Source organism: Mesorhizobium sp. M6A.T.Cr.TU.017.01.1.1, assembly GCF_004023115.1.
Taxonomy (GTDB): domain Bacteria; phylum Pseudomonadota; class Alphaproteobacteria; order Rhizobiales; family Rhizobiaceae; genus Mesorhizobium; species Mesorhizobium mediterraneum.
This window is the reverse complement of sequence record NZ_RZTA01000004.1, coordinates 49,623-66,274: the sequence shown is the minus strand read 5'-3', so window position 1 is coordinate 66,274 and position 16,652 is coordinate 49,623. Positions and strand designations below refer to the sequence as shown.

Sequence of the window (16,652 nt, the reverse complement as noted above, 5' to 3'; positions counted from 1 at the left end):
GGGCGAGTGGCGGCACCGCCAGTGGTTGAGCATCGGATTTTCCCAAAACCGGTTTCCACTTTTGGGTCCGATGCTCCAGGCGCCGCTTCGCAGTGGAATGGCCGGCTGACCCGCAAAGCGGGCCAGCCGTTCGCCAGGCCTCAGCCGAGCCCGGCTTCCTTGAGCTGGCCGTCGACGCTGGTGGCCAGCATGTCGAGGCCTTCGTCGACCGGCACTTCCTTGGCCACCATCTTCTGCAGCGTCGCCGCCCATTCGGTGGTCAGATCGAAGAACAGCGGCTGCGGGGTGAACTTGATGCTGGCGCCTGGCGCCGAGACGTCGAACATCTCGACATAGCCCGGATAGCTCTTGTTCAGCTTCTCACGGAACATCTCGTCCTTCCAGACCGACTGACGGACCGGATTGACGAAATCCATCTTGGTCGCGCCGAACAGCGCATGCTCGGGTCCGGATGCCCATTGCATGAAGTACCAGGTGGCGTCCTTGTCCTTCGAGAAATTGGACATCGACAGCGACCAGATCCAGATGTTGGGCGTCGGCGCCGTGGCGGCGGGATTGGCCTTGAAGGCGGAAAAGGCGAGCTTGCCGGCCATCTTGTTGTCGCCGCCGTTCATGAAGTAGCCGAGGATGTCGGCGTCGAAGATCATTGCCGAGGCGCCCGCACCGAGATCGGTGCCGACCTGATACCAGGTGTAGGTCGACCAGTCCTTGGGGCCGCTCTCCTGGATCATCTGGACCCACTGCTTGTGGAAGGCCTTGGATTCGGCGGTGTTCATCGCGGCCGACAATTTGCCGTCAGCCGAGACATTCAGGTCCTTCTGGTCAAAGTTGGCGTAAGCCGACAGGAAGCCGGGATGGATCGTCGCCCAGGAGCGCGAGCCGCGCACGCCGATGCCGTAGACGCCGCCACCAACATCCTTGGTGAGCTTCGCCGCCGTAGCGACCATCTCGTCCATATTGCCGGGAACGCTGACGCCGACCTTGTCAAACATACCCTTGTTATAGGTGATGTTGTTCTGTTCGAAGCCCCACGGAATGCACCACTGCTTGGCGTCGTCGGAGCCGAGCACGCCGCCAGGCTGGCCGTTCCAGGCGCAGGACTTCCTGACACCGGGCAGAAAGTCGTCCCAGGCATAGTTCACGTTGGTCTTGGTCGGATCCTTGATCCACTCGTTGAGGTCGGTGATCCAGCCGGCCGGGCCGTAGGTCCAGGTCATGTAGGCGCCGGTCATGAAGGCATCGTATTCAGGCGAGCTGGCCGACAGCGCAGCGGTGACCTTGTCGAAATAGACGTCTTCTGGAAACACGTCATAGACGACTTCCATGCCGGTCAACTTCTTGAAGTTTTCGAGGTTGGCGATCATCGCATCCGCATAAGGATGCTTGTTGAGCAAGAGCTTGATGGTCTTGCCCTTGTGCGCCTGCCAGTCGAAATCCGCGGCGAGCGCGCGGGTCTGCCCCATATTGAGCAGCGTGCCGGCCGTGCCGGCGGCAAGGCCCATTGCGCCAAGGCCCTTGATCAGCCCACGACGATCGACTTGTCCGCGCAGGAACGCATCGATCAGGTCTTTTTCTTTCTCATGCATTTGTCTTCTCCTCCACAGGGTAGTTTCAATCGAATGGTTGCCGGCTACCCGACCGGCGTCTGCTCCACGAGTGATCGCGCCGTCCGCTCATCGGTGACCAGGCCCTTGAGATAGCGGCCCTCCAACACCGATTTGATGGCACGAACCTTCACCTTGCCGCCGGCAACGGCGACAATCCTGCGATTGCTGATATCTTCTCGCGCCAGCGCCAGCGCCCGGTTGGAAAGCGTCGTCTCGACCGCTTTTCCAGCATCGTCGAAGAAATGGCCGAGTAATTCGCCAACGCCCCCCTTGCGACGGATCTCCTCCATTTCGCCCTTCTCGATCATGCCGGTGGCGACCAGCGACGCCTCGCGCTCGGCAGTGCCGATACCGGCAATGAGCAGGTCGGCGGCCTTGCCGAGATCGAAGACCTCGCTGATGCCCTTCTGCCCGAGCAGCACGGTTCGATCCTCGACCGTGTTGGCGAACATCGGCACTGGCATCACATAGGCTTCCGCGCCGGTCCGTTCGGCCAGGCGGTGAATGACATCGTGAGGATTGGCCGAGAACTTGCGCGTTAGGCCGCCAAGCAGCGAGACGAAGCGGGTCTTTTCGGCCGATATGCGCGGCAGATACTCCACGCAGGCGGCGAGCGTGCGGCCATGACCGACGCCGATCAGCGTGTCCTCGCCGCGTTCGATCTCTCGCTTGAGAAACTGCGCGCCGGCGATACCGAGCGCCTTGAGGGGCAAGTCTTCGCCATCGAAGTCGGGAACGACCTCGCAATAGTCGAGGCCGTAGCGGCTGGACAAATCGTCTTCAAGCGCCACGCATTCCGACACTTCGCCGTCGATATAGACTTTGACCAGCCCTTCCTGATTGGCCTTGGTGATGAGGCGATGCGCCTTGAGGCTGGTCAAGCCAAGCCGCTTGGCGACCTCCGACTGGGTCAGCCCGCCAGCATAATGAAGCCAGGCGGCACGCGTCGCCATGCTGGTTTCATCGTCGCGCAGGAGGCCGTTTCCAAAACCAACCATTTCCGCCCTAAGATATTTTTATCAGTTGATGCAAAATTTTTCATATGGCGTCGTCGGAGTCAAGCGCCACGTGGTTCAAATCACGCTAACAGGGCCAAAAACCGGCCATTGGCTGCCGTGAAGCGAAAGACCCTCATTGACGCGACCCGGATTTAAAACGTTTGCAATCTGATCGAAACGCATTACAAACGCTTCAAACACTTCGATCTGGAGGAACGGTGCCGGCCCGCGTCACCACGCTCAAGGAACTTGCAGCGCAGCTCGACCTGTCGATCACCACGGTGTCGCGGGCTCTTGCCGGCCATCAGCAGATCGCCTTGAAGACGCGCGAGCGCGTCACTGAAGCCGCGCGTCAGGCGGGCTACGTGCCCAACACGGCGGCTCGCACGCTGGTCTCCGGCCGCAGCGGCTTTGTCGGCATGGTGCTGCCGATCCGCGGCGCGAATCTGGTCGATTCCTTCCTCGGCGAATTCGTCACCGGGCTTGGCGAAGGGCTGGTTTCGCATGGCACCGACCTGATCCTCGCCGCCGTGGCGCAAGGCCAGTCGGAACTTTCCGTGCTTCGCCATGTTGTCGAATCCGGACGTGCCGATGGCGTCGTCGTCACCCGCATCGCCGAGGTCGACGAACGGCTCGACTATCTGCGCCAACGCAATTTCCCGTTCGTCGCCCATGGCCGGCTGCTTGACACCGACTTCGCCTACAACTGGCTCGACACCGATGGCGCGCACGCCTTCGGTGAAGCCTTCGATATGCTCTACGATCTCGGGCACCGCCATTTCGGCCTGGTGACGATCGCCGAGCCGATGACGTTTCGCCATCTGCGGCAAGACGGGCTCGCCGCGGCGATCGCGCGCCGAGGCGATCCGTCAGTCAGGCTCGATGTGGCGACGGCGCCGCGCTTCGATCGCGGCACCCGCATCCAGGCCATCAACCGGTTGCTGCACGCTGCCGAGCGGCCGACGGCCATCGTCGCGCTGTTCGACGAACTGGCGCTCAGCGTCATGGAAGAGGCGGCCCGCGCCGGCCTGACCATCCCTCGCGACCTTTCCGTCATCGGCTTCGACAACATCGCCGCCTCGGCCTATGCGCCGCCGGGCCTCACCACATTCGATGCCTCGATCCGCCAATGCGCGCGCGAGATCGGCGAGATGCTGTTGACCGTCATCGGCGACAGGCCCGCCGCGCCGCTGACGCGGCTGATCCGGCCGACATTGGTTTCGCGGGCAAGCCATGGGCCAGTACCCACAGGACCGGCACTCACAGGAAAAAACTGACGCCCGGGGCGGCGCACAACTAGGGAGGAAGACCACGATGAATGCGTTGAAGACATTGGCCGGCGCCGCACTCGCACTGTCGATCGCGATCGGCGGCGCGCAAGCCCAGGTGCTGTTCTGGTCGACGCAGGCGCGGCCTGTGGAGGAGACACAGAAAATGCGCAGCGAAGTGCTGAAGGCATTTGACGGACAGGTCGACTACCAAGTCGCCGAGGACGGGCCCTGGCTCACCCGCCTCCAGGCCGAGCTGCAGGCCGGCTCCGGAACCATCGGCGTGCTCGGCGGCCTGCACGGAGACTTCTCCACAGTCGGCGCGGACCTTGTCGATCTGTCCGGCGTCGATGTCGGCGGTGTCAAGCTCAATGAAGACTACAAGAAGCTCGGCATGCTCGGCACAGGTGAACAGAAATATATGCCGTGGATGCAGGCCACCTTCCTGATGGCGGCCAACAAGCAGGCGCTGCAATATCTGCCGGCAGGCGTCGATCTCAACACCATCACCTATGACCAGTTGATCGAATGGGCGAAGAACATCGCCGAGAAGACCGGCTCGCCGAAATTCGGCTTCCCGGCCGGACCGAAGGGGCTGAAGCACCGTTTCTTCGAAGGCTTCCTTTATCCGTCCTACACCGGCTCGATGGTGACCAAGTTCCGCTCGGCGGAGGCCGAGACCGCGTGGAACAAGTTCAAGGAATTGTGGCAGTACACCAACCCGAATTCAACCAACTATGCCTTCATGCAGGAGCCGCTGCTGACCGGCGAAGTGTGGGTGGCGTTCGACCACGTGGCGCGGCTTGCCGATGCGTTCAACCAGAAGGCCGACGAGTTTGTTGCCTTCCCGGCGCCGGCCGGCCCTGCGGGTCGCGGCTACATGCCGGTGGTCGCCGGCGTCGCCATTCCGAAGACCTCGCCGGACGTGGACAAGGCCAAGGCACTGGTCGCCTACATGCTGAAGCCGGAAACACAGATCGCGACGCTCAAGGCCACCAACTTCTTCCCCGTGGTCGACGTCAAGCTGCCCGACGACATGCCGGCCTCTGTGAAAGCCTTTGGCCCGGTGATAGCCACCATGACCGGCGCTCCGGATGCGCTGCCGGCGCTGCTGCCAATGGGGCTCGGCGATCTCGGCGGCAAGTTCAACCAGGTCTATGTCGATAGTTTCGAGCGCATTGTGCTCGGTGGCCAGGATGTGCGTGGCGTGCTCGATGAACAGGCGACGGCGCTCAAGGCGCTCATCGACCAGTCCAAGGCACCGTGCTGGGCGCCTGATAAGCCATCCGAAGGCGCCTGCCCGGTCGACTAGAATCCTCCCGAGGGCGTCCGGAACCTGTTGCGCTCCGGGCGCCCACCCTTTCATACGCCGCACAGAGAACACACCATGCACGGCAAGGCCCTGCCCTATCTGCTGCTGATGCCGGCGACGCTGTTCCTCTGCGTCTTCTTCCTCTACCCGTTCGCGCTGGTCGCCTTTGAGGCTTTCACCCGCGATGGCGGCTTCACGCTGGACAATTTTCGCACCATGACCGGCAACTGGAAATTCCCGGTCGCATTCTGGAACACAATCCTGCTGGCAGCCATCGTCGTGCCGATCCAGTTGGTCATGGCGTTGTTGATGGCCACGGTGGTGTCCAGGCTCGAAACCGGGCGCGGCGCGGCGCTCTACATCTTCGCCATTCCGCTCGGCATCTCCGATCTCGCCGCCGGGCTGATCTGGCTGGCCATCTTCGACCAGTCGGGCTTCCTCAACACGCTGCTGTCGAACCTTGGCCTCGTCGACAGGCCTGTCATGTTTCTCGGCTACCAGAGCAAGCTGACCATCTTCGTCGCCGTGGTGCTGGCCGAGATCTGGCGCGCGACCGCAATCATGATGGTCATCCTGGTCGCTGGCATGGGGCTCATCCCGCGGGAATATCACGAGGCAGCCGAGGTCTTTGGCGCGAGCCCGTGGAAGCGCTTCGTCAAGATCACGCTCCCCTTGCTGCGTCCCAGCCTGCAGACGGCGATCATCCTGCGTGTCATCCTCGCCTTCGAGGTTTTCGCCGTGGTGGCGGCGCTCGGCGGCACCAATTTTCCGGTGCTGATGGGTGAGACCTACAACTGGCAATTCTCGTTGCAGGACCGCAACGTTGCCGCCGCTTTCGCGCTGCTCATCCTCGCCATCTCGGTCGGGCTCACGCTGTTCTTCCTGCGAGTGCTGCGCGTGCCGAAGGAAGCACGCATATGAGCGCCGTCGCAGAGATGCCAATCGCCGCGCCCGCAGCCCGTAAGGCCGGCAACTGGCTGCTGGTCGCCACCGTCATCCTGCTCTCCGTCTGGGTGCTGCTGCCGATCTATCTTCTGATAGTCAACGCCTTGTCGTCGCCGGAAGAGGTCACTGCCTTTCCGAAACGCTTCTTCCCTTCCTTCGATTTCGGCAGCCTGTCTTTCTTCATCAATTTCGCCGGCGTCGGCAGGGCGCTGTGGAACTCGGTCCTCGTCGCCACGCTGACGATGATCCTCTCGATCGGCTTCGGCGCGCCCGCCGGCTACGCGCTGTCGCGCTTCGATTTTCCGGGCAAGGGCACGTTCCGTTTCCTGGTGCTGATGACCCGCGCCTTTCCGCTGCCGCTGCTGGCGCTGCCACTTGCGGTGATGTTCATCCGCACCGGCCTCGACGACACCGCCATCGGGCTGGCGCTGGTTCACACCACGCTGGCGCTGCCCTTCGCGGTGCTGATCACCTTTTCACTGTTCTCAGGCATTCCGGTAGAGCTCGAGGAAGCGGCTTGGACGCTCGGCTGCACCCGCCTACAGGCTTTTCGCAAAGTCATCCTGCCGCTGGCACTGCCCGGCATCGCGGCCTCGGCGGTCTTTGCCTTCACCATCTCCTGGAACGAGGTGTTTGCCGCCGCCGTGCTCACAATAGAGAACCGGACGCTGACCGCCTTCCTGCTGCAGAGCCTCGGCGAGTCGCCGCTCTATCTCAAATTCGCCGGTGGGGCGGCACTGGTCATCCCAGCGCTGATCTTCATCTTCGCCGTCCGCAAGTACCTTTTCGCCATGTGGGGGATCGCCAACCGATGACGCGCGATAGGGAGAAAGCCGATGGCTGAGATCGCCATAAAACAGGTGGCCAGACGCTTCGGCGGCTTCACCGCGCTGCATTCGATAGACCTCACCATCGCCGACCAGGAATTCATGGTGCTGCTCGGCGCCTCGGGCTGCGGCAAGACGACATTGCTCAGGATCGTCGCCGGATTGGAAACGCCGAGCCAGGGCGAGATCTGGATCGGCGGCCGTCGCGTCGATCACCTGCCGCCGCGCGACCGCGGCATCGCCATGGTGTTCCAGAACTATGCGGTCTTCCCGCATCTGACCGTATTCGAGAACATCGCTTTCGGTTTGCGCATGAAGAGATTGCCGCAGCAAGAGGTCGAACGCCGCGTCACTCGCACCGCCGAGCTCATGCATATCGAGCAATTGCTGAAACGCTATTCGGGCCAGCTCTCCGGCGGCCAGCGCCAGCGCGTGGCGGTGGCCCGCGCGCTCGCCATGGAGCCCGACGTCATCCTGATGGACGAGCCGCTGTCCAACCTCGACGCGCTGCTCCGGCTCGAAATGCGCGCCGAACTCAAGGGCGTGCTCGCTGCATCCAAAACCACTACCATCTACGTCACCCATGACCAGGTCGAGGCGATGAGCCTCGCCGACCGCATCGCCGTCATGCATCAGGGCCGTATCGTCCAGGCCGCCTCGCCGGTCGAGGTCTATCGCAATCCGGCCGCACGCTTCGTCGGTTCCTTCATCGGCAATCCACCGATGAATTTCATCCCCGCGACGAAGACTGCGAACGGCAGCTGGACCGTCGCCGGGCTGACGCTGCCCGGCCCTAAATCGGACAAGCACAAAATTGAATTCGCCATTCGCCCCGAAGATGTCGACGCAGGTGACGAGGGGCTGCATGCCACCGTGCGCGTCGTCGAGCCGCTCGGTCCGCATACGCTGGTCACCTGCGATGTCGAGGGTGGGCTGTTTCGCGCCATCCTCGAATCGAGCGCTGCGATCGCCGTCGGCGACCACCTGCGACTTGCGCCCAAAGCCGATCGCATCCGCTGGTTCGACCCTGAAACCACCAACGCCCTTTGATCCCGCCAACGCCCTTCAATCTGCCAACGCCCTTCAATCCCGAAAGTACGAACGCTTCAATGATCTCTCTTGCCGTCAACGAAACCATCGCCCGTGCCGTCGAGGTGCTCAGGGAAAACGACCACGGCGACTACACCATCCCGACCAAGGGCCTCTATCCGTTCCAGTGGAATTGGGATTCCTGCCTGACCGCTCTCGGTCTTGCCCACTATGACGAGGCGCGCGCCTGGACCGAGATCGAGACGCTGTTCGCCCATCAATGGCCGGACGGCATGGTGCCGCATATCGTGTTCCATGTCCTGAACGACAGCTATTTCCCCGGGCCGGAGGTCTGGAGAACCAACCGCCCGACTGCCACCTCCGGCATCACCCAGCCGGCGGTGGCGGGCTTTGCCGTGCGCCGTCTGTTCGACCGGGCCAAGGATAAGAAACTGGCGGCCGAGCGCGCCCGCGCGCTGCTGCCGAAGATCGACGCCTGGCATCGCTGGTTCTACGAAAACCGCGATCCAAGGGGCGAAGGACTGGTCGCCATTATCCATCCTTGGGAGTCCGGCCGCGACAATTCCATCGACTGGGACGACGCCTTCGAGCGCGTGCCGACCGAAGGCGTCGAGCCTTACACGCGCCGCGACACCCTGCATGCCGACCCGGCGCACCGGCCGACCAAGGCGCAATATGACCGCTACCTCTGGCTGCTGCAGCATTTTCGCGCACTTGGCTGGGACAATGCAAAGCTGCACGATGCCTCACCCTTCCAGATCGTCGATCCCGGCTTCAACGCCATCCTGATCCGCTCAGCGGCCGACCTTGCCGATCTCGCCGAGACGCTTGGCGAAATGGAGATCGCAAAAGCCAATCGCGCCCGCGCCGAAAAAGGGCTTTTGGCGATGGAGCGGCTGTGGAGCGATGCGCACGGCCAATATCTCTGCCTCGACCGCGTCATCGGAAAGCTCGTCGACAGCGCTTCGGTGGGCGGCATCCTGCCGGTCTTCTCGGCCATCCCGAAACCCCGTATCGCTGCAATCGCCGCCACCATCGAGCGTATCGCCGGCAAGGCACGCTATATCGTCCCGTCGCACGACCTCGATGATCCGCGCTTCGACGCCAAGCGCTATTGGCGCGGGCCGGTCTGGCTGGTGGTCAACTACATGATCGCCGACGGCCTTGCCGCCTCTGGCCACACGCAGGTTGCGCAGCGGATCACGCGGTCGAGCGTCGACCTGATCGCCGAGAGCGGCTTTGCCGAATATTACGATCCGCTCAGCGGCGAACCGCTCGGCGGCGGCCGTTTCACCTGGACGGCGGCAATGGTGATCGAGTTCCTGAAGAGTGAGAGATGAGTTAAATGGGGTTCTTGCCAAAGACCCCATTTCAGCGTGCCGTCCAGAATGGTCGAGCGGATGTTGTCGCCGACCTGCATTGCGGCCCCCATAGGTTTGACAAATAGCAGGCCGCGCCTATGGTCGACCTGTTACAGGAGCGACGCATGGCGAAAACAACCGGCTGTATTTTTGGCGGGTTTTCCGCTCGTTTGCCGGACGACAGAAATCGGCTGCCGTCGCTTTCGCGGCCTTCATCCACAACTCTCCCGGCCGCATCGAAGCGTCCGGGTCATTCGTTTCCTTGAGCCTCATGCCCCAGAGAATTGCCGAGCTTCTGTCGCGGCTGGAAAAGCGGCTGGACAGATCCGCGATTGTCTCGGCCGAAGAGGCCGGACCGCGCTATCAGGAAGACCCGGACGGCAAGGACGGCGCCCCGCCGGCGATCGTCCTGCGTCCGCGCACGGCCGGCGAAGTGTCCGACATTCTGCGCCTGTGCAATGAGGTCGGGCAGCGGCTTGTCGTCCAGGGCGGCCGGACCGGGCTTGCCGGTGCGGCGCGCATTCAGCCCGGCGAAGCGGTGCTGTCGCTGGAGCGCATGACGGCGATCGAGGCGCCCGACCGCGAAGCGGCGACGATCATCGCCGGGGCCGGCGCGCCGCTGCAAATGGTGCAGGAAGCGGCCGACGCGGCCGGCTTGCTGTTCGGCGTCGACATCGGCGCGCGCGGCACGGCCACGGTCGGCGGTAATGTCGCCACCAATGCCGGCGGCATCCGCGTACTGCGCTACGGCATGTACCGCGCGCAGGTGCTGGGCCTCGAGGCCGTGCTTGCCGACGGCAGCATCCTGACCTCGCTCAAGGGCTTGCCCAAGGACAATTCCGGCTATGATCTCAACCAGCTCTTCATCGGCAGCGAAGGCACACTCGGCGTCGTCACGCGCGCCTGCCTGCGGCTGCACCCAAAGCCGGCCACCGAGGTCAATGCCTTCTGCGCGCTCGCCTCGCTGGATGCGGCGATCGCGCTGCTCGGGCTGCTCAGGCAGAAGCTCGGACCGTTGCTCTCGGCCTATGAGGTCAATTTCGCGCCGCTCTACGGCGCCATGGTCGCCGGCATGGATGCGCCGGCGCCACTGCCGGTCGGCTCGCCCGTCTACGTGCTCGCCGAGATACAGGGCCACGAGCCCGACCGCGACGGCGAACGGTTTGCCGCGGTGCTGATGCAGGCGGTTGAAGACGGCGTGATCGACGACGTGGTCGTCTCGCAGTCGCCGCGCGAATTCCGCGCGCTCTGGGCGGTGCGAGAGGACGCCAATCGTTTTCTGTTTTCGATGAAAGGCCTGATCGGCGTCGACATCAGCATTCCGCTGGCGAGGATGGGCACTTTCCTGCAAGCGGCAGAAGCCGCGATCCGCGCAATCGACCCCAGCGCCGACATCTATGTCTTCGGCCATCTCGGTGATGGCAATCTGCACTATCAGGTTGGCACCGTGGATCCGGCCGCCGCATATGACATCGTTTATAGGGGCGTGGCCGCGGCCGGCGGCGGCGTCTCGGCCGAACATGGCATCGGCCTCGACAAGAAGCAATGGCTGCACCTGGCGCGCAGCGATGCCGAGATCGCGGCCATGCGGCGCTTGAAAGCGGCCTTCGACCCGAACAATATCCTCAATGCCGGGCGGGTCTTTGATCTCGCGCCGGCGGATGTTGCGCGTGAAGGAGTGCCCCGATGACGGCTGCCGCTCTCCCGAAAGCCGGACAGGCGAATGCGGTCCCAGTCAGCCTCGACGATCGCTATGCGCTCGAACGCGGCCGCATCCTGGTCTCGGGCACGCAGGCGCTGGTACGGCTGCCGCTTGTCCAGCGCCAGCGTGACCTTGCCGCCGGCCTCAACACGGCCGGCTATGTCTCGGGCTATCGCGGCTCGCCGCTGGCCGGTTTCGACCGCGAGATGCAGCGCGCCGGCAAATATCTCAGGGCAAACCACGTCGTCTTCCATCCCGGCCTCAACGAGGACATGGCCGCGACCGCCGTCTGGGGCACGCAGCAGACCGGCATGTTCGCGGGTTCGCGCTATGATGGCGTCTTTTCCATGTGGTACGGCAAGGGTCCCGGTGTCGACCGGACGATGGACGTCATCCGCCATGCCAATGCCGTCGGCACCAACCGACATGGCGGCGTGCTGCTGCTGGTCGGCGACGATCACGGCGCCGTCTCGTCAACGCTGCCGCACCAGAGCGAGCACAATCTGATCTCGGCCATGGTGCCGCTGCTGTCGCCGGGTGGCGTCGGCGAATATATCGACTACGGCCTGCTCGGCTGGGCGATGAGCCGTTATTCCGGCGCCTGGATCGGCTTCAAGTGCCAGACCGAGATCGTCGAATGCACGGCGACCGTCGACGTCGATCCGGCGCGGCTTGGTATCGTTACACCAGAATTGCCACTCCCCGCCGACGGCCTGTCGCTGCGCTGGCCGGATGGCCCGCATGCGATGGAGCGCCGCATCGAGCACAAGATGGCGGCGGTGCATGCCTTTGCCCGTGCCAACGGCATCGACCGCATCGTGCATGGCAGCGGCAAGGCGCGGCTCGGCATCGTCTCGACCGGCAAGTCATGGCTCGATCTGCTTGGCGCGCTGTCGGCGCTCGGGATCGACGAGCGGCGCGCGGCCGAGCTCGGCATCCGGCTGTACAAGGTCGGCATGGTCTGGCCGCTCGAGCCGGAGGGGCTAAAGGCCTTTTCGCAAGGGCTGGAGGAAATCCTCGTCGTCGAGGAGAAGCGGCCGGTGCTCGAGGACCAGATCAAGGCGCTGCTGTTCAACGCACCGGATCGCCCGCGCGTCTTCGGCAAAATGGACGAGCGCGGCGCGCCGCTGCTGCCTTCCATCGGCGAGATCAGCGCCGTTTCGGTCGCCCGCGCCATCGTCTCGCGGCTCGGCGCGCCGGACGCGGAGCTTGGCCTGCATCTGAAGACAATCGAGGCCGTCGCGGCGTCTGCCCCCGGCGAGGTGATCGCGCTGAAGCGCGACCCCTATTTCTGCTCCGGCTGCCCGCACTCGATCTCGACCGTGGTGCCCGACGGCAGCCGCGCCTCGACCGGCATCGGTTGCCACATGATGGTCATCGGCATGGAGCGTGAGACCTCCACCTTCACCCAGATGGGCGGCGAAGGCGGCGCGTGGATCGGCCTGTCGCCCTTCACCGACGAGAGGCACATTTTCGTCAATATGGGCGACGGCACCTATTTCCATTCCGGACTGCTGGCGATCCGAGCTGCCATCGCCGCCAAGGTCAGCGCCACCTACAAGATCCTCTACAACGATGCCGTCGCCATGACCGGCGGCCAGCGTCATGACGGCGAGGTTTCCGTGCCCTCCATCGTCGAGCAGACGCTGGCGGAGGGCGCGAAACGCGTGGTCGTGGTGTCCGAAAAGCCTGAGGCCTGGGCGGGCGTCCTGCCGCGGTCCGTGACCATCCACCATCGCGACGAGCTCGACGCCGTGCAGCGCGAGCTCAGGGAGATCGAAGGCGTGACGGTGCTGGTTTTCGACCAGGTCTGCGCCGCCGAAAAACGCCGCCGGCGCAAGCGCGGCGCCTATCCGGTCTCGCCAAAACGGGCCTTCATCAACGAGCTGGTCTGCGAAGGCTGCGGCGATTGCTCGGCCGTCTCCAACTGCATTTCGATCGAGCCTGAGGAGACCGAGTTCGGCCGCAAGCGGAGGATCAACCAGTCGAGCTGCAACACCGACCTGTCCTGCATCAAGGGCTTTTGCCCGAGCTTCGTGACCGTGGAAGGCGGCACGATCCGCAAGCCGAAAGCGCGCGCGGTGACGGCTGGTTCCGGTGAATTGCCGATGCCGGCGCTGGCGGCGCTCGACCGCCCCTACAACATGCTGCTGGCCGGCATTGGCGGCACCGGCGTCATCACGGTCAGCGCCATTCTGTCCCAGGCGGCGCATCTCGACGGGCTCGGCCTTCTGACCCTCGACCAGACCGGGCTGGCGCAAAAGAACGGCGCGGTGATCTCGCATATCAGGCTGGCGCGAGACCCCGACTTGCTCAACACGGTCAGGATAGGCCCAGGCGAGGCCGATCTGGTGCTTGGCTTCGACATCGTCGTCTCTGCGTCCGCGACATCGCTCTCGACCTTTGCGCATGGCCGCACAAGAGCCGTGCTCGACGATCATTTCGCGCCGACCGCCTCCTTCGTGCAGAACACCGCGATCGACTTCCGCCAGGAAGCGACGCTGAAGCAATTGCGCCGGGCAGCCGGCGAGGAGGCGGTCACGCTGGTTTCGGCGACGAAGCTTGGCCTCGCGCTGATGGGCGACGCCATCGCCGCGAACATGTTCCTGCTCGGCAATGCCTGGCAGCGCGGACTGGTGCCGATCAGCCTGACATCGATCGACAGAGCGATCGAGATGAACGGCGCGGGCGTCGCCATGAACCATGCTGCCTTCGGCTGGGGCCGCCGCGCGGCGATCGACCTTGCGGCGGTGCTGAATACGGCGCAGATAGGCAGCGCCGAGGCGACGAAGCCAGAGACGCTCGACGCCATGGTTGCGCGCCGGATGGCCTTCCTGACCGATTATCAGAATGCTGCCTACGCAAACCGCTACCGCAAGCTGGTGGAGACCGCCCGCGCGGCCGAAGCCGGGACCTCAGCCGGCTCCGAGGATTTTGCCAAAGCCGTGGCGGTCGGGGCCTTCAAGCTGATGGCCTACAAGGATGAATATGAGGTGGCGCGGCTACATCGCGATCAATCCTTCAGGAAAAAACTGGCCGAGCAGTTCGAGGGCGATTTCAGGATCAGGCATCATCTCGCGCCGCCGATGATTTCGCGCATCGACCCACGCACCGGCCATCCCGGCAAGATCGCTTTCGGCACCTGGATCAACCCGGTCTTCGCCATGCTGGCATGGCTGAAGGGTTTGCGCGGAACGCGCTTCGATCCGTTTGGACGCACGCAGGAGCGGCGGATGGAACGGCGCATGGTTGCCGACTATGAAGGGCTGATCTCAGGCCTTTCGGCGCGGCTGACGCCGAGCAATCATGCCGTGGCGACCGAGCTTGCCCGGCTGCCGGAAGAGGTGCGCGGCTTCGGCCACGTCAAGATGGCGGCGGTCGAACGTTTCGAGACAAAGAAGAAAGCGCTGCTGGCAAAATTGGGCAGGGAAAGCCGGTTGGAGACGGCGGCGTGACTATTCCGCTCTCGGAATCACCAGCGCATCGAGAACGCAGACGCCCTTCTCGAACACCACGACCGGATTGAGGTCGACAGCCTCGATCAGATGGCCGTAGCGGCCGGCGAAATCGGACAGCGCCAGGATCGTCTCGACCAGTGCTTCCCGGTCGGCCGGCGGCGCGCCGCGATAACCCTTCAGCAGAGCGCCCAATCGCGTCCGGTCGATCAGTGCCTCGGCCGACACGCGGTCGACCGGCAAGAGGTCGAAAGCGGCGTCCTTGACCAGTTCGACCAGAACGCCACCGACGCCGACGACAATCCCCAGACCGAACGGCTCGTGCCTGATGAGACCGACCAGCGCTTCAACGCCGCGGCCGGCCATTTCCTGCACCACCACGCCGAGCAGTTCCGCATCCGGTGCGTAGGCCCCGGCATTTTGCATGATCGCCGTGAAGGCTTCGGCAGCTTCTGCTGCATTGCCTATGCCGAGCTGCACGCCGCCGGCTTCGGTCTTGTGGAGAATGTCAGGCGATTCGATTTTCAGCACGACCGGAAAGCCGATCGCCTCTGCAGCCTCGCCTGCCTCTTGCGCCGTTGCCGCCTGACGCTCGCGCGTCACTCTCAGACCGTTCTCGGCCAGCAACTGCTTGGCCTCCCGCTCGGTCAGCTTCTTGCCGGCAGCAAGACGCTTTGCCCACGGATCGTTTTCGCCGGCCGGTTCGATCGCCGGGGCGTTCGGTATCGTGGCGCCGGTCGCGTCCAGCAGCCGCCGCACGGCACGCAGCGCAGCACGTGTGCCGTTGAGCACCGGCACGCCGGCAAGCCTGTCCCGGACCACGGGATGATATCCGGAGGAGAGATTGCTCATGAAGATGACGGGAACGGTCGCATCCTTTGCGTAAGCGGCAACGGCGTCGGCAATGCCGACATATTCGGCAGCGCCGCCGGCATCGAGGCCGACAGGCGCGTCTTGCGCGGCGACGATCAGGCCGACGGCGGGATCCTGCGCCAAGATGTCGAGCACGCGGCGATAGATCGCGCCATCGGCGAAAACCACGCCCGTGGTGTCGACCGGGTTCTGCGGCGTGGCGAAGGGCGGCAGCAAGGCCTTCAGCCGCGCGATGGTGTTTTGCGAAAATTCCGGGAGGTCGATGCCGACCTGGTCGGCGATGTCGGAGACATGGGCGACCCCGCCGCCGCTGACGCCAACGACCGCGACGCCCTTTCGGGCCGGCCTGGCTTTCAGCGTGAGGCAGAGCGCAGCGGTCTCGACGAACTCATCCATTTCGGCGACTTCGATCACGCCGGTCCGCCGGAAGAAGGCTTCATAGGCTTCGTTGGCGGCGGCGAGCGAGCCGGTATGCGCGGCGGCGGCTTCTGCGCCTTTGCTGGACTTGCCGGCGCGCAGGGCAATCACTTGCTTTCCGGCGGCATGCACCGCCTGCATCGCCGAGGTGAAGGCGGCGGGATCGCGGATCGCTTCCACGACAAGTCCGATGACGCGCGTCGCCTCATCGTCGGCGAGATAAGAAAGAAAGTTGGGAAGATCGGTCGCCGCGCTATTACCCGACGATATGATGTGGCTCAAGCCGAAGCGTCCGGTGTTGGCGAGCGCTATGGCGCTGGCACCGGAATGCGACAGGATGGCGAGCTGGCCTTTCCTGAGATTGGGCGACAGCGTCGAGGAGTAAAGGGCCGCACCGCTTTGCAGATTGAACAGGCCGAGGCAGTTCGGCCCGCAAATCGCCATGCCGTATTTTCGCGCGATCCCGACCAGCGCCTGCTGGCGCGCTTTGCCCTCGTCGTCGGTTTCGGCAAAGCCGCTGGCAAGCACGACAGCCGCCTTGACGCCGGCCTTGCCGGCTTCTTCAAGCGAACTCAGAACGTGAGCCGAGCCGATGCCAATCACCGCCACGTCCGCCGGCGCATCGAGCCGGTCGAGCGACGGAATGGCCGGAATGCCGAACACCTTTTCGGCCTTCGGATGCACGGGGATGATGGTGCCGGAGAATCCGAACGCCATCAAATTGCGCATGACGTAGCTCGACGACGCGTCAGCCCGTTCCGTAGCACCGATGACGGCGACCGAACGCGGCGCCATCAGCGCCCGCATCGCCTCATGCGAAGCGGCGAGGCCGGTCAC

General features: G+C 64.1%; 11 protein-coding genes. 8 read left to right on the top strand and 3 right to left on the bottom strand.

Features of this window, described 5'->3' with window-relative positions; genetic code table 11:
* Window positions 1–140: 140 nt before the first annotated feature.
* Both EOB36_RS02300 and EOB36_RS02295 read right to left on the bottom strand, forming a co-directional pair.
* On the bottom strand, window positions 141–1,586 hold the full coding sequence (locus EOB36_RS02300; RefSeq protein WP_126103402.1) for an extracellular solute-binding protein: 1,446 nt from the start codon (window positions 1,584–1,586) through the stop codon (window positions 141–143).
* Window positions 1,587–1,630: 44 nt separating this feature from the next.
* Window positions 1,631–2,605, bottom strand: a complete 975-nt coding sequence (locus tag EOB36_RS02295; protein ID WP_128284199.1) for a sugar-binding transcriptional regulator — start codon at window positions 2,603–2,605, stop codon at window positions 1,631–1,633.
* 218 nt (window positions 2,606–2,823) lie between these two features.
* Between EOB36_RS02295 and EOB36_RS02290 the strand changes: the two genes are divergently transcribed.
* The 8 genes from EOB36_RS02290 to EOB36_RS02250 all read left to right on the top strand — a co-directional run bounded on the left by EOB36_RS02290 (window position 2,824) and on the right by EOB36_RS02250 (window position 14,525).
* Complete coding sequence (locus EOB36_RS02290; protein ID WP_128284198.1) at window positions 2,824–3,882, top strand: substrate-binding domain-containing protein; 1,059 nt, start codon at window positions 2,824–2,826, stop codon at window positions 3,880–3,882.
* A 37-nt stretch (window positions 3,883–3,919) separates the two neighbouring features.
* Window positions 3,920–5,185: an ABC transporter substrate-binding protein gene (locus tag EOB36_RS02285; RefSeq protein ID WP_128284197.1), complete on the top strand. Its 1,266-nt coding sequence runs from the start codon at window positions 3,920–3,922 to the stop codon at window positions 5,183–5,185.
* Between the two features lie 75 nt (window positions 5,186–5,260).
* Window positions 5,261–6,106 carry a sugar ABC transporter permease gene (locus EOB36_RS02280; protein ID WP_126103405.1) on the top strand — a complete coding sequence of 282 codons (846 nt, stop codon included), beginning with the start codon at window positions 5,261–5,263 and terminating at the stop codon, window positions 6,104–6,106.
* Window positions 6,103–6,945 (top strand): carbohydrate ABC transporter permease, encoded by an 843-nt coding sequence (locus EOB36_RS02275; protein WP_126103406.1) that lies wholly within the window; start codon window positions 6,103–6,105, stop codon window positions 6,943–6,945. The genes EOB36_RS02280 and EOB36_RS02275 overlap by 4 nt, the downstream gene beginning before the upstream one ends.
* A 21-nt stretch (window positions 6,946–6,966) precedes the next feature.
* Window positions 6,967–8,007, top strand: a complete 1,041-nt coding sequence (locus tag EOB36_RS02270; protein WP_128284196.1) for an ABC transporter ATP-binding protein — start codon at window positions 6,967–6,969, stop codon at window positions 8,005–8,007.
* A gap of 59 nt (window positions 8,008–8,066) precedes the next feature.
* Window positions 8,067–9,347: a trehalase family glycosidase gene (locus EOB36_RS02265; protein ID WP_128284195.1), complete on the top strand. Its 1,281-nt coding sequence runs from the start codon at window positions 8,067–8,069 to the stop codon at window positions 9,345–9,347.
* A gap of 292 nt (window positions 9,348–9,639) precedes the next feature.
* Window positions 9,640–11,058: an FAD-binding oxidoreductase gene (locus EOB36_RS02255; RefSeq protein WP_128284194.1), complete on the top strand. Its 1,419-nt coding sequence runs from the start codon at window positions 9,640–9,642 to the stop codon at window positions 11,056–11,058.
* A complete protein-coding gene (locus EOB36_RS02250; protein ID WP_128284193.1) occupies window positions 11,055–14,525 on the top strand; it encodes an indolepyruvate ferredoxin oxidoreductase family protein in 3,471 nt (1,156 codons plus the stop codon). Before EOB36_RS02255 ends, EOB36_RS02250 begins: the two co-directional genes overlap by 4 nt.
* Here EOB36_RS02250 and EOB36_RS02245 read toward each other — a convergent pair whose 3' ends face one another.
* Window positions 14,526–16,652: an acetate--CoA ligase gene (locus EOB36_RS02245; protein ID WP_128284192.1), complete on the bottom strand. Its 2,127-nt coding sequence runs from the start codon at window positions 16,650–16,652 to the stop codon at window positions 14,526–14,528.